Below are 14,842 nucleotides of genomic sequence, written 5' to 3' on the forward strand. Positions count from 1 at the left end.
CCATTGTGTTTGATTTCTCATGTCATTATCTAAAACCATTCGACATCTACCTTTTCAATTTGACTTTGAACAAATTAGTAAAGTCGAAAAACAAACCGAAGGTATGGGATTGGGTTTAACTATTAGTCAAACAATTTATATCATGTTTGTTAAATGAACCGTCATTGCTTCGCACAGCGAACAATGACATATTATGGGTGATTTGCCGGACATCATATTACTTGAAGCAATTGATGGTAAGGAAGAATTAGAAAAAGCTTATAGTGGAAAACCCGACGCGATAATCGCAGATTTAGCAATGCCAGTAATGAACGGTTTTGAGATGGTTAAACAAATGTGATGTTCTCCCGAACTTAAAGACTCAGTAATTTTGCATCTTCTGCGAGTATATTTGAATTTCACCCTGACTCTATCTACGGCAAATATTTCCCTCTGCTGATTAAGAAGAGGGTTAGGGTGAGGTTTTGCAAACATTCATCTTAAAATCCAAAATCTTAAATTTCAAATATAATTATGCCTTCAAATTCAATTTTAATTGTTGACGACACACCAAATAATATTCGCCTTTTGTTCGATGTTTTGGATAATGCAGGATTTGATATTTCTGTTGTCAGGAATGGAGAAACTGCCTTAGAAAAATTGCACTATATCCAACCAGATTTAATTCTTCTTGACGTAATGATGCCAGGAATTGATGGTTTTGAAACCTGCCGTCGTATTAAGTCCAACACCGAAACGCGAGATATACCAATCATTTTTATGACAGCACTTGCCGACACCGAACACAAAGTCAGTGGCTTGCAGTTAGGGGCAATTGACTACATTACTAAACCGATTCAAGTTGAAGAAGTATTAGCAAGGGTTAACTTGCATTTGAATTTACGAAATGCTCAAATTCAAGTTCAGCAGGAAGCAATCGAACGCAAGCAAACAGAAATTGAACTTAGACAAGCTCTTGTATCAATGCAACAGATGCAAGCACAATTAGTCCAAAGCGAGAAAATGTCAGCTTTAGGAAATTTAGTGGCAGGGATTGCTCACGAAATTAATAATCCTTTGGGTTTCCTTAATGGAAGTATTCGCAATGCTACAGAAAACGTAGCAGATTTATTTGAACATATAAAGCTATATCAACAAGAATGCTCGGAACCTAAAGATACAATTACCGAACATGCTGAAGATATTGATTTAGATTATTTAAACGAAGATTTACCGCAAATGTTTGAGGCGATGCAAAAGGCTACAAATCGGATTCAAAGTATTAGCGATAGCCTGCGTACTTTCTCTAGGGGTGATACCCAATGTAAAGTCAAAGCTGATTTGCACCAGGGCATTGATAGCACAATCTTAATTTTGAAATATCGCCTTAAAGCTAATGAGAAACGACCAGCAATTGAAATAATAACTAACTATGGCGATTTACCTAAAGCTCAATGTTTTCCCGGACAATTGAATCAAGTATTTATGAATTTATTGGCAAATGCTATTGATGCGTTAGAAGAGTCGAACAAAGAACTTAGTTATAAAGAAATAGAGGCAAATCCTAATAAAATTATTGTTAATACTTTTATAGAAGAAAATTTTATCAAAATTAGTATTGCTGATAATGGGAAAGGAATATCAGAAGAAGTCAAAGGAAAAATATTTAATCATTTATTTACTACTAAGGCTGTTGGAAAAGGTACGGGCTTGGGATTATCCATAGCTCGCCAGATTATTGTTGAAAAACACAATGGTAATTTGGAAGTTAATTCAGAGATTGATAGAGGGACTGAGTTTATAATTTCAATTCCAATTTAATCAAGGTTGTTAAGTTTAATTGTTGATATTTTATTTTGTATATTTAATTTTTGCATATTTACTAAATTCCTTTTTATAATGCTTGATGTGGAACATTTTCGTCAACTTACTTATTCAGCGTTAAGATATTGGGAAAAATAGGAACGATACAGTTCTCTACTGATAATTGCACCATCAGGAGTTAATTTAATTAATCCAATACTTTCTAATTTATAAGCAACTGTAGGTGGAAGACTTACAGAGTTTTGTGCTGTCAACATTTGAGAAAATACTGCTGCTAAATTGGTATTTTTTCGCAAATAATCTAGTTTTTCTCGTAGATGATGCCGATAAATTCCTCTTTCCGTAGTTGCTTCTTCTAAAAGTTGCTCTAAGGTTAATTCTTCTTGACTTAAATGGTAAAGTGCAATGTTGACTAAACTGGGTTGCCCCCCTATCACTTCTATTAATTTTTGAGCTTGGTTACCTGCTTGCCAATCTAATTCGTAACGTGTTGCTAATTCTTCTACTTGCTCAAGAGTAAATTCTGGCAGTTGAATGGGTAATCCAATATTGAATGGTGAATGATTTACGTCTAAGGGGACATAAATATCAGTTGAATAGTCCACAACTAAACGTAATTTCTGCCAAGCTTGATTGTACTGCGAGTTTTCATGCCAAGAGCGTAGCAATGGTAAAAACTCTTGAGCTAATTCTGGATATTCAAATACGCGATTAAGTTCGTTAAATGATAAAACTAAAGAACTATTGAGAGATTCTAATATATGAGCTTGGAAATAAAGGGTGCAGCTTAATTTGCTGCCAATTTCCTCATCCCAAAATTCATCTATCTGTGCTTCGATGTTTAAACTTTTGCTAACCATGCGGCACATCCAGCGTAAAAATACATCTATATTTAGAAACTTATCGGTGTCTACTAAATTTAAATCCAGATGTAGGGTATAGTAACTCAATGATTTTGCATAATCGAGCAATCTCAACTTCAAAGAAGTTTTTCCCATTCCTTTAGAAGCTTTGATGCGAACTAAACATCCTGGACGTGAAATCTCTTGATTAACTAATTGCTCGATAGGGGGACGGCAAATATATAATTTTGAATATAACGATAGAGGTCCGTTGGGATATTCAGCACCTTCAGATTGCTCTACTTCTTCCCAGGCTCTGTAGTCAGAACCAGTTAATTCTAAATCAAAAGCGCTAAAACATAGCTTTACCGAGCGCGAATCTACTCCAGTCTTCAAAGACCACAATCGCGATAGTGTATTTGTTGACACTCCAATGCGGCTGCTCAATTCTTCCTGCGTAAAGCGGCTTCCATCATTTTCTTGCAGCTGGGCTGACTGTATTGCCGTTTGCAGCCGTTTTAAACCCGTTGCAGTTAATACTATTCCTCGCCTTCGCCTTTGCTTCGCCGCCTCCATTTGATCGACACCTATTTATTTTCATTGAAAATAATAATCTATTACATACCCATCAATTATCCTTAAATATTAATTTACTCAGTAATTATCGGATAGCAATATATTTTTTCTAAAGAATAAAAGCTTTAATACGGAGTAGTACTAAATATTCCTCAAATATACTTGACAAAACATTTAAACTTACTAAGTGGATAAATTATCCGAATGAATGTAATAAATATCTTAAATGGGTACTTAACTGGCTTAACTGCCATTGAAGGAAAACATTCGTATATGACAGAATAAAGACTCAATCAAATACCCAATTTACTAGCAAACCAAGTAGTTTTCTTCCCTGGAAAACTAATATTGTGTTTAGTGTGTTCCCTATTTACCGCCAGCTTTGTTGAAGCAATCTGGCGGTATTTGTCTGTATAAATCTATATTAGCTTTGAAGTTAAATTACCTTCAATACCTCGCTAGGTATAGATGAGCGGCTATTGACGAACATCTTGATGGGAGTCTATAACTATTCGCATGGTTTCTACTGTAAGTTCGCGTAAATCGCGATTCAGGGGAATTGCTCCCCTCGGGCCAAACCAGCGGTCAAATATAGTTACATATTTACTTTCATTATTGACAAACCCTTGCATAAATCCGTAGAAGGTATAGTTTACCGTATCCAGAAAATCGGAATTATTCTCCGGAATCATGCAGGCGATACCTTCTCTAGAATAAGGTCTGTCTGGTACAACTTTGAATTGATTGTAATTTTTACTTCTACCCAACCAGGCTTCTAAAAGAATACCATCGTCGGCAAAAGCATCTATTTTTCCTTGCCGCAAAGCTGTATATCCTTGCCATCTATCTTTCAAGTATACTAATTTTGCTTGTGGTTGTGCCCTTTTAATCGCGTTTTCGTTGGTGGTTTTTGCTAGTACTCCGATTTTCTTACCAACTAAACTTTTCGGAGAACCTAAATTACTTGCTTTCTTAACTAATAAATTAGTACCGGTTGCACCATAACTAAAAGAAAAATCGACATTTTTGTTTCGTTCCCAAGTAAAACTGCTCGCGTCGCAAACAATATCAACTTTTCTATTAACTATATTGGGAATGCGTCCGGCTGGGGGGAGCGTGACTAATTGGAGTTTGACTTTTTTACCAAGTTCTTTTTCTAATTGCTGTTGGATAAGTTTGAGCATATCCACAGAGTAACCAATCAACTCACCTTGTTTATTTTTATATGCAAAAGGGAAAGCATCCTTACTGGTTCCTGCTGTGAGTACACCCGTGCGTTTCACCTTTTGCATTACGGTTTCCGCTGAAGCAATACCAGGTAATGCTGCTGTAAATAGCAGACTTAAGGCTGCGATGGCAATTTGTTTAGACATACTCACTCCTTCTCATACCACCAAGGTTGACCTTGAAATTTCTTTGTAAGTTACAAAATACAGTAATTCCCCTGTAAGATTACAAGTAAAGATGATACAAGTCACATTTTTTTATATTTTGACTCGATTAAATACATTTAGTACCGCATAATAGTTAATTAAAATTTATGAATTACATCATAATATTTGTAGTCTGTGTCACAGTCGGCTTTATTATCTATTGCATTAATAAAAAGTCTCTACAATCTAAATCATCGAACTACAAAATAAGCAGTGAGTCGCCTTTATTTGCTCCAGAATATTATCCCATCAATCAAACAGTTGATTTAAAGCTTTATCAACCTGTAGCGGAATGGAGTGGTCGTTTAATTTTTATTAACGAACATGAAAACGAGCGTTTTGTTAAATTTGAACTTCAAAATACTCCCAATTCATACAGGCACTTGCTCGGTAAAGTTGTGAAATTGCAATGGAGTGACGATCGCAAGGTTCAAGAATATGTCAAACGCATGAGTTTTGACGTTAAATTTACCAACCAAGCAAAAAAAAGTCATCAAAAAGGTTTGGTTCACCCTGTAAGATTAGATGGGCTGGCTCAAGTTGATTCTTTGGAATCTTTAGCAGGTGCAAGACCTATGAATGATGTCTGCGTTATGCTATTGAATCCAGAAGTGCAAGCTGATGCTAAGGGCGAGACGCAATTAATTATCGAACGCGAACCTATAGAAATTGCGGGACGTTTTGTTGCTTTGGTGCAGTTTCAAGCAAGAATAGAACCCCAAAGCGATTTATTTAAAGTTCATCATTACAATAATGCAACTAGAAGTTTTAGTCAGGGCATCGAAGAAATCATTTGTATACCGCAAGTACCGCAGGATATCAAAGGTATTCCTCGTTCGAGCAATCGAGATATTGAAAAATCCCCTGCGAATATTGAGGGCTGGTATATTTACGGCGCGCCAAATGCAGAAGGTATATTTGTGGTACAAGCGATTGAACCCCGCGCTTTAGTCAAGATAGAACCGCAAAAGGTAATTACAAAATCTCCAAAAATATTTGAGTATCTTAACAAAAGAATTTGGGCAAAAACGAAATTACAAAAAGGAAATTACGATACAGTTTTATTAGCACCAGAACGGGCAAATATAAAAGGTGCCTTATCTGAATGGCAGTTAGGAGATAAAGCTTTAGTAATTCATTTATTCGGTGGTATTGGTGGTCAAAAAGCCGAAGCATCATCTTGGCTTCCGGTTCCAGGTCATTTTTCCTACGGAATTGCAGAGGTAGTAAAAGATAAGATTACTTCGGAATTACGCTTCGATATTATTTACCACCAAGTTTATTGTCATAACCCAGAAGCGATTATTGCCGGTAGTTTAACTTGGGCTGCTTATATGGGTTCATTATGGAGGGGTTGGTTGGGAACTCGTCCGGTAAGCGATATTTTGATTAAATACGAGCCGATTACTACTGATTATGATTTTGGTGGAATTAAAGTATCTCCCCTAACAGAATTTATCGAAGAACTTAGAGAAATTACAGCCCGCTATCGCCTCGGAGATGGAACCGGGGCATCATTAATCAGCCCAACAGCTTCCTGCGTTCAAGATTCTAATCAAGCACTTTACGCCACAATTCACGATATACAGAACTTAGTTAAATCAAATCCGGCAATAAACCAATGGTTACAAAAGCATCCAAATGATAAACAAACTCAGTATTTTAACGAATTAATATCTTTAGGAGATATTTTAGAAAAACAGTTAATTCCCTTGGGTGTAGTACGTCGAGACTGGCAGCAAAATGCCAAAGATTTATTCGGAACTAACAGTAAAAATGAAAATATTTTTACAACTGCCATCAAAATGTTGAAAAGTTGGCGAACTGTATTACCCAAGAGAGCGCAAGACGAAATCGTAAAAATCTTTCTCAAGCAAAAAGCCACGGCATGGGTATTAAGAACTAATCAAGTCGGAGGATATGACGATACTATCGCACCAGTTGCGCCGACTATGATTTTTAAGTAATTGGGCATGGGGAATTAGGCATGGGGAATTGGGCATTGGGCATGGGGAAAATCGGATAACAAGAGGACAAAAGGCAAAAAGCCAGCAGGCTAGAAGCCTGGGGCTAATACTGCGAAGCCCACCTGCGTGGGCTACTAACTGGACTTAGACAAACAACAAGGAGGAAAAAGCCTCAAAGTGAGTTACTGCGTTGCGCGGGAACAAGCGCGTTGTAGCAAGTGGCGTTCCCCCAAACTAGCGAAGCCGAAGGGGCTTAGTTTATGTAGCTGCACCCTTACAGGGTATCGGGTACAATGTTTGTTCAAAATCGGGATGCTCCCCAAAAATAATTTACAGTTTGAACTTTAACCTTTAACCTTTGACCTTAAGTTAACTTCTGTTTCTCGTTATATTCGATAGGATTGCTAGGTAACTTATTTATTGCCTCAATTGCGAAACTATTTATGGCTCTTAATTTATATTTTTTGCGTCACGGAGAAACTACTTTTAGTCAAAGTGGTGATTTTTGCGGGGAAACTAATGCGGAATTGACTCCGGAAGGGGAGCATATGGCGGAATCTTTTGCTGATGTTTATCAGAAGCTGAAGTGGAAAGCTGTTTACGCTAGTCCGATGAAGCGTACTGTGGCGACTGCGAAACCGTTTTGTGATGCTACCGGAATTGATATGCAGTTGCGGGATGGGCTGCGGGAAGGTAGTTATGGTGAGTGGGAAGGTAAAAGTAAGGAATTTGCTCAAGAGCATTATGCAGAAAATTATATTAATTGGTTAACTGAACCCGCTTGGAATGCTCCGAAGGGTGGAGAAACTGCGGTGGACATCGCAAACCGCTCTATGCCTGTAATTGCTGAAATTCAAGAAAAACATCCTGAAGGTAATGTTTTAGTTGTTTCTCACAAGGCAACTATTCGGATTATGCTTTGCAGTTTATTAGGTATTGATTTGGGTAGTTACCGCTATCGGATTAATATTTTAGTTGCGTCGGTGAGTATGGTTAAATTTGATGTTCACGGTCCTTTACTGGAATTTTTAGGAGATAGAAATCATATACCAGAAGATATTCGTACTCGGAAGGGAACTTAGGTAATTGGTAATGGGTAATTGGTAATTGGTATTTGATGATTAGATAAATGGGAGGGGCATTCTTGTCCATCCCATTTGAATTGATTTTACAAATATCTCACAAATTACTAAACAACTTTTTTTCTGGCAACGTCGAAAATTTGTTGATTACCGCGACTCCAAAGTACGTTAAATTTCCAACGTTTGATTTTCCAAGTTGAATCGGTGCGAATTAAACCAGCAGTGTAGTAACCGCCCATTTCTAAAATATCTTTTCCTGGTTCCCCTGGTAAATAGTGAAAAGCTCGAACTTGAATATCCCAACTGACGGCTAATTTGAACAATTGATAATTCAGGTTTAGCAAGTAACCTTTTTGCTGCTTCAACTCGCACTTTGATAACGTATTGCCAAGGTGTTAAACCCGTTGTTTGTTTGAATAAGCGACAAAAATGGTATTTACTTATATCAAGCAGCGAAGCAATAGTTTCTAATGATAAATCTTCGTTTAAATGCTCGTGAATATATTCTATGGCTTGTCCGATTTGAGAATTACTTCCTACATCAGCATTAATTTTTGGCTTTCTGGCTGTATAGAATTGCAATAAATGCGCGGCTAAAGCTGTAATTAAAGAATCTGCATAAAAACGACTTTCTAAAGGATTTGTTTGTAATGCAGTTTTTAAAGATAATCCAATTTGGTAAATTAAAGGATCGGGTTTAGCAAAGTGCGGCAAGAGTTCAATATCCGAAGTAATTGATTCATAAGCAATACGTTTGAGAAAAGAAGGTTTTAAACTAAGTAATATCAGTTCTTGTTCTCCAGCTGAATGAATCCAATGGGGAGTATGAGCGGGAACAATACATACGTCACCGACATTGACTTGTTCTTGTTTTAAGCTTCCATCTAATCGTCGCTCTGCTTCAACTCTCCCTACAGTTTGAATTGCTAAAACATGTTGTTTGGGATAATGTTCGGGAGTTTCGTGGGGTGGATGCTGGTGATATTCCAAATAAACGTTGTTCAATTGATAGATGTTCCTTGGTTTGCTACCTGCCTGAATTAATAGAGCAACCAAATTATTACAATCAAAAAGCATCTTTAACACAACTTAAAAAAGAACATCCTTGGTACAAAGATATTCATTCCCAAGTATTACAGGAAGTTCCGAAAAGAGTTGAAAAAGCTTTTGATAGATGGTTGAAAGGTGATGCTAACGCGAAGCTCGCCGGAAAGAGTACTCTGTCCGGCAGACTTCGCGGTAAAAAATCGGGACGGCCGAGATTTAAGGGCGAAGGTCAATATAAGACTTTTACTTATCAGCAGTTCAAGCAACATCATTTCTCAAATAAAGTGATAAAGCTTTCAAAAATTGGTGATGTAAAAGTAATCGTACATCGTCCTATTCCAGACGGTTTCACAATAAAAACTGTATCCGTCACGAAGAAAGCGGATGGTTATTATGTAACTTTGAGCCTTGATGATAAGACAGTACCAACAATTAAACCTGACTTTAACCGGGATAATATTGTTGGGATTGATGCCGGATTAATAGACTTTATTGTTACGTCTAATAACGAAAGAGTTGCAGCACCAAAATATTTACGTAAAGCAGAACGTAAATTATGTAAAGCTCAAAAGCGCGTTTCTCGCCGCAAAAAAGGTTCTAATAGACGTAAAAAAGCTATACGAAAATTAAGTAAACAGCATAAAAAGATTGCTGATACAAGGAAAGATTTTCATTTTAAAATAGCTAATCGACTACTTAAAAATTATGATGTAGTAGCGGTTGAAAAGTTAAATATAAAAGGTCTGGCTAGGACTAGACTTGCTAAAAGTATTCATGACGCAGGTTGGGGACAATTCATTTCAATACTTACAAACAAAGCCGAAAATGCTGGTTTGGTGGTAATAAAAGTATTGCCTCATGGTACTTCTCAAGAGTGTTCAAATTGTGGTCACAAAGTAAAGAAACCTTTGTCTCAAAGAATGCATAATTGCCCGGTTTGTCATACTTCTATTTGCCGTGACCAAAATGCCGCAATTAACATCAGGAATCGTGGGGCGCACGACCTGTATAAACAAGCTCAGTTTATGTCTAGGGTTGCCTAGAGTCTCTGAGAAGCCCACACTCACCCGAAGGGGAGTGTGTGGAGTACGTCACTAACTTCATTTACCGATTGCGTTGCAAGAGCCAATTTTCTCAGTTATTGAAAATAAGCAATTGACCTTACATAAAAATTATAAGTTATCTTTACTACAAACATATTTTATATAATGCCGTATATAATGAGATAATTACTTATCTTTTCGTCAGTAAGGTATAGATAATTGCCAAGTTTTTTTTGCAAATAAAAAGAGTGCAGTTTTTTTAATTTGTAACGTTTTCGTGATATTATTCATTGTAGAGATTATTTTAAATAATGGGGAGGCTTGCCTTATCTGAAAATTTTGCTTATATTTCCATTATTAAAATTAACTATTCAATTTATTCATCATCTCATATTTTCATTAATTAAAATATTTTTTTCATCAAATAAAATTGAGAAAATTCTGAATTGTTTTTTATAAAATGACATGGTGGTCTTTTATATTTTAATGCACACCAGACGTAAATTAAAAATATAAATCAAATAATGGTTTCAAAGGTTTACTTTAAATTAATCCGAAACCTAGTAATTAATGTTTTCCTTTTCCTAAACCAATATTAAGGGCGATCGCCTTCTTAATTAAAATCATCCCTCTCTCACTCTGCGTACCTTTGCGCTTACCTTTGTATTCCTCTGCGTTTATAAAACTATTAATTATCCCACATTATAAAAACAAGAATCAAATCGATATTTATCTAATATTGCGTAATGTAAACAACAGCCTGATTAAATTTTGTAAATCGCTAAAAAGAGCTCGAATAAACAACCTACATACTACAAAAAATAACGATTTATCTATGTTACAAGGAATGAATTTAAAACCGTGAATTACTTTCGCCAGCCTACAAATAGTATGTTACATACTGTAACTCCTATACTGCTGTTGGACTATTGATAATAGCATCAATAAGCGGTCAAAACATTGCGAAATATTTAGATAAGTTAAGACTAATGAATACTGATATTTAATTAGAACTTGAATCTAGATTAGGTTGAATTATAGCTATATATTAATGACTAAAATTTGCCTAATAAAACTATGTGAAGCATGAATAATTTATGAGGTATGTAGCTAGTATTAGAAAGTTGTTAATATTCGCATAGTCTCTAAAATCGAATGACTTCCCATCTCCTCAGTGATTTCAATCTCAAGAATCTATCTTTAAAAAACCGTTTGGTAATGGCTCCGATGACTCGCTCTCGTGCGGGTGCGGAAAGAATGCCAAATGCTTTAATGGCAGAATATTACGCTCAGCGATCGGGTGCTGGTTTGATTATTAGCGAAGGGACAACTATTTCTAAACAAGCAAATGGCTGGTTGCATACTCCCGGAATTTATACTCCCGAACAAACAGAAGCTTGGAAGCAAGTAGTTGATGCAGTACACGCGAAAGGAACGCCGATTTTTTTGCAGTTATGGCATACGGGGAGAGCTTCTCACAGCAGTTTTCAGGAAAATAATCAGCTTCCTGTTGCACCTTCAGCAATTAGAATTGAAAGCTCAGAAGCTCATACACCAGACGGTAAAAAACCTCATGAAACTCCGAGAGCTTTGGAGACAGCAGAAGTTTCCCAGGTTGTGGAAGATTATCGTCAAGCAGCAGCAAATGCCAAACAAGCTGGTTTTGATGGAGTAGAAATTCACGGTGCAAACGGCTATATTATCGATGAATTTTTACAATCTAAAACCAATCAACGCAGCGATAAATATGGTGGTAGTTTAGAAAATCGCTATCGGTTTTTGAAAGAAATTATTGAATCTGTTCTTACCGTATGGGATGCGGGAAGGGTAGGAGTTAGACTTTCTCCCAACGGTAATTACAACGATATGGGTTCGCCAGATTATCGGGAAACTTTTACTTATGTAATCGAGCAGTTAAACCAATATGGGTTGGCTTATCTACACGTACTTGACGGTTTGGGTTTTGGTTTCCACGAACTTGGTGAACCAATGACTGTAGCTGAATTGAGAAAAATATATAACGGTACTTTGATAGGTAATTGCGGTTACGACAAACAGAGCGCAGAGAAAGCGATCGCTGCCAATGAAGCTGATTTAATTGCTTTTGGCAGACCATTTATCAGTAATCCCGATTTAGTTGAGCGTTTTGCTAATAATTGGGAACTTAATGCCGATCCAGAAACGGCTATTTGGTATTCCTTTGAAGCGGAAGGTTATACAGATTTTCCGACATATCAGGATAAGGTAGCTGTGTAGGAATGGTTATTCCATAAATGTAGAGACGTAGCAGTGCTACGTCTCGGTGAAAATTTATTCCGGACGTTCGGGAGGATTTTCAGGAACTCCAAGAGCTTCTTTTAGTTCTTCTTCGCTAATTCCTAACTTGCTTGCTGCTGCACTCAAATCTTTTCTGGGTCTTGGTCCAAAGGCTTCTTTGATTTGTTGTTTGGTAACACCTAACTTTGCTGCTGCTGCTTTAAAATCTGGTTTAGGTGGTCGTTGACCTTCGCTTAATTCGGGAGGATTTTCGGGTAATCCTAGAGCTTCTTTTAGTTCTCCTTCGCTAGTTCCTAACTTGCTTGCTGCTGCTGCAAAATCAGGTTGCGGTGGTCGTCCCAGAGCATCTTTTAATTGTTGTTCTGTAATTCCTAATTTTTCTGCTGCTGCTTTTAAATTTGGTTTTTGTCTTCGGGGTCGTCTTTGTCCTTGGGGTGGTTGGTTTTGAGCGATAGTTAACGAGGATGGACTAGCTGCATTAATCTTATTGACGGAAGCAAAAGCTAATGTTCCAAGTAATGCGGGAATTGCGGTTAAAGTGAGTAGTTGATTAAGTTTCATAATTAAACTTTGAACTCCGAATCAGTTGCTTACATTTACGATTAAGCCAGTTAAAAATTACATTTGACTTTGGTTTTTGATTAAAATTTTGTAATTTAAGTCTTGGAAGAGTAAATATAAGCAAAACCTTGATGAGCGATGATGAATACTTGTGAAGGTTCTGCTTCTCTTGATAATCCCCATCAATTAATTGATTGTGATTCTAGTTTTATTGTCGTTGGTTATCTTTACAGGTTTTATCCAGCTTGATTTATATAAGTAGTTAAACATAATTAATTACACAATGTTATTGCGAGTGTAACGTTCATCGAAGATGTTCCCGAAGGGTAGTGAAACGAAGCATGAGCGCGTTCACCTTTATGTGCGGCTCAGCTGCGGCTCATCGCAAGGGTTATGGCTAATTTTCTTAGCTTTTAATAAGAGTAAATAATTTTGTTCACTTACTTAAACAGGACTTACGCAATTGTCATAAGGCTTTGGTTGGTGCTTGATAGGAAAGCCTTATTATTGCGTTAGAAATCAAGCGAACTGTCACTGCACCCTACAAGCAAAATGTGCCAGTTAAATCTTCAAAGCCAAAAGTGTTAGCATCTAATAATTTTATATGCTCGAAGATAACTTTATCGGTATTAGCTCTTTATTCAAGTAAGTATTTGAGCGAATATATGATTAAAATATATAACAAAAATAGAATCACTTATTCATGTGATTTAGACGTATTAAATTGATGATAATTTTATCGAGTTTAGCTTTAGTTTTCGATTACAATTTTGTAATTTTAGTTCTAGATTTGTGAAGCTAAAATAGAGCTATTCGCGAAAAAATCATGAATCTTTCTCAAGGTTCTGTTTATCTTGAGACTCCCCTATGTCAATTAATCAAAGTACTAAATTGTAAAGGGACGAAAGACACTTTTTTTAGGACAAATATACAGATTTTGAATCTGAAGGCTTTCTAGTATTTAGTTATCCACTCATTTTAAGAGGTTTAATTATGAATTGGAATCAAGTTTCAACAGGAATATTGGTAATAGCGTCTTTAGTAACTACTGCATTGCCTGTATCAGCCAGTCCCTACCGTACTTCTAACAACGATTATCGAAGAGAAAAAGTTGTTGATGTAGTTGATATAAATGTAAATTTAAGAGGTAAAAAGAAGCGAAGAGTTAATAAAAAGAAGTTCAAGGAGGTTTGCGTTAACAAGCGTGTCCGAACAAGAAGAGGTGTTAGAAAAGTTCGGGAATGTAAATTAGTTAGAATCCGCAGATAAGAAAAACAATACTGATTTTTTGTAATGCGAATGCAAAGCCTTTACAAGCGATGAAAACTTGTGAAGGCTTTACTTGTATTAATACCCTTCTTTAATTAATCTTTGACATTTTTAATTATTATTTTACTTTAACTACCTCGGTAATTAAAGTTAGGAAATATTACATTTGACTATGATTGTTGATTATAAAATTGTAATTGAATCAACAACAAAAGCAATTATAATTCTGGCTAAAATTCGTTTAACTAGGTTACTTTGTGAGTCACTAAACCATCTTTGACGTGAATAATGCGGTTGGTTTGGTTGGCGACATCTGGCTCGTGGGTGACAATAACGATTGTGATACCTTGACTATTAAGTTCGGTTAGTAAATTCATCACTTCCCCGGAAGTTTGGGTGTCCAATGCTCCTGTGGGTTCGTCTGCTAAAACAAGTTTAGGACGGTTGACGAGGGCACGGGCAATGGCTACTCGCTGCTGTTGTCCGCCAGACATCTGATTGGGACGGTTTAACATTCGCTCTGCTAAGCCAACGCGGATTAAGGCTGACTCAGCCCGTTTTTTGCGTTGCGATTTAGAAATACCTGCATACACCATTGGCAGCATGACGTTTTCTAAAGCCGTGGAGCGAGGTAGTAAATTAAATTGCTGAAACACAAAACCGATATGTTGATTGCGGATATATGCCAACTCATCATTAGTTAGTGTAGTCAGATTTCTACCTTCTAGAACATAATATCCAGATGTTGGGCGGTCGAGACAACCAATAATATTCATCAGTGTAGACTTTCCCGAACCAGACATCCCCATAATTGCAACATATTCGCCTTCTTCGATAGATAAATTAATCCCCTTGAGTATTGGAATTTTGCTTTCCCCTAAACAATAAGTTTTTTCAATGCCTTCCATCCAAATCATAGTTGCCATATTCGTAATCCTCTAA

The 14,842-nt window shown here is 36.6% G+C and carries 12 protein-coding genes and 1 pseudogene; 8 read left to right on the forward strand and 5 right to left on the reverse strand.

Translation table 11 applies throughout. From position 1 onward, the window contains the following. Nucleotides 1–19 precede the first annotated feature (19 nt). From RIV7116_RS35865 to RIV7116_RS16220, 3 genes are all read left to right on the forward strand, one after another. A complete protein-coding gene (locus RIV7116_RS35865) occupies nucleotides 20–157 on the forward strand; it encodes a hypothetical protein (RefSeq protein ID WP_157229292.1) in 138 nt (45 codons plus the stop codon). Between the two features lie 36 nt (nucleotides 158–193). Beyond that, a complete protein-coding gene (locus RIV7116_RS34995; RefSeq protein WP_083894072.1) occupies nucleotides 194–340 on the forward strand; it encodes a response regulator in 147 nt (48 codons plus the stop codon). A gap of 173 nt (nucleotides 341–513) precedes the next feature. Continuing rightward, nucleotides 514–1,800: a response regulator gene (locus RIV7116_RS16220; protein ID WP_015119380.1), complete on the forward strand. Its 1,287-nt coding sequence runs from the start codon at nucleotides 514–516 to the stop codon at nucleotides 1,798–1,800. 110 nt (nucleotides 1,801–1,910) lie between these two features. On the opposite strand, the gene RIV7116_RS16225 is transcribed toward RIV7116_RS16220, so the two are convergent. Next, entirely contained in the window at nucleotides 1,911–3,221 is a 1,311-nt protein-coding gene (locus RIV7116_RS16225; RefSeq protein ID WP_015119381.1) for an AAA-like domain-containing protein, read from the reverse strand. A 476-nt stretch (nucleotides 3,222–3,697) separates the two neighbouring features. After that, nucleotides 3,698–4,594 carry an amino acid ABC transporter substrate-binding protein gene (locus RIV7116_RS16230; protein WP_015119382.1) on the reverse strand — a complete coding sequence of 299 codons (897 nt, stop codon included), beginning with the start codon at nucleotides 4,592–4,594 and terminating at the stop codon, nucleotides 3,698–3,700. Between the two features lie 167 nt (nucleotides 4,595–4,761). On the opposite strand from RIV7116_RS16230, the gene RIV7116_RS16235 reads away from it, so the two are divergent. Then, a complete protein-coding gene (locus RIV7116_RS16235) occupies nucleotides 4,762–6,621 on the forward strand; it encodes a CAAX amino protease (protein ID WP_015119383.1) in 1,860 nt (619 codons plus the stop codon). A 443-nt stretch (nucleotides 6,622–7,064) separates the two neighbouring features. Further along, complete coding sequence (locus RIV7116_RS16240) at nucleotides 7,065–7,703, forward strand: histidine phosphatase family protein (protein ID WP_015119384.1); 639 nt, start codon at nucleotides 7,065–7,067, stop codon at nucleotides 7,701–7,703. Between the two features lie 168 nt (nucleotides 7,704–7,871). Here RIV7116_RS16240 and RIV7116_RS16245 read toward each other — a convergent pair whose 3' ends face one another. Then, nucleotides 7,872–8,780 carry an AraC family transcriptional regulator gene (locus tag RIV7116_RS16245; RefSeq protein ID WP_083894073.1) on the reverse strand — a complete coding sequence of 303 codons (909 nt, stop codon included), beginning with the start codon at nucleotides 8,778–8,780 and terminating at the stop codon, nucleotides 7,872–7,874. Between RIV7116_RS16245 and RIV7116_RS16250 the strand changes: the two are divergent. Next, nucleotides 8,699–9,848 (forward strand): annotated as a pseudogene (locus RIV7116_RS16250) (RNA-guided endonuclease InsQ/TnpB family protein); the annotation flags it as partial. The gene RIV7116_RS16245 and the pseudogene RIV7116_RS16250 sit on opposite strands and share 82 nt — an antisense overlap. Nucleotides 9,849–10,948: 1,100 nt before the next feature. Then, a complete protein-coding gene (locus RIV7116_RS16255) occupies nucleotides 10,949–12,049 on the forward strand; it encodes an alkene reductase (protein WP_015119386.1) in 1,101 nt (366 codons plus the stop codon). A gap of 54 nt (nucleotides 12,050–12,103) precedes the next feature. Here the strand turns inward: RIV7116_RS16255 and RIV7116_RS16260 are convergent, their stop codons facing one another. Then, nucleotides 12,104–12,631, reverse strand: a complete 528-nt coding sequence (locus RIV7116_RS16260; protein ID WP_015119387.1) for a hypothetical protein — start codon at nucleotides 12,629–12,631, stop codon at nucleotides 12,104–12,106. A 993-nt stretch (nucleotides 12,632–13,624) separates the two neighbouring features. Here RIV7116_RS16260 and RIV7116_RS16265 point away from each other — a divergent pair. After that, a complete protein-coding gene (locus RIV7116_RS16265) occupies nucleotides 13,625–13,900 on the forward strand; it encodes a hypothetical protein (RefSeq protein WP_015119389.1) in 276 nt (91 codons plus the stop codon). 245 nt (nucleotides 13,901–14,145) lie between these two features. Here RIV7116_RS16265 and RIV7116_RS16270 read toward each other — a convergent pair whose 3' ends face one another. Continuing rightward, nucleotides 14,146–14,826, reverse strand: a complete 681-nt coding sequence (locus tag RIV7116_RS16270; protein ID WP_015119390.1) for an ABC transporter ATP-binding protein — start codon at nucleotides 14,824–14,826, stop codon at nucleotides 14,146–14,148. Nucleotides 14,827–14,842: the final 16 nt, after the last annotated feature.

Origin of the sequence: Rivularia sp. PCC 7116 (assembly GCF_000316665.1) — a bacterium.
Taxonomy (GTDB): Bacteria; Cyanobacteriota; Cyanobacteriia; order Cyanobacteriales; family Nostocaceae; genus Rivularia.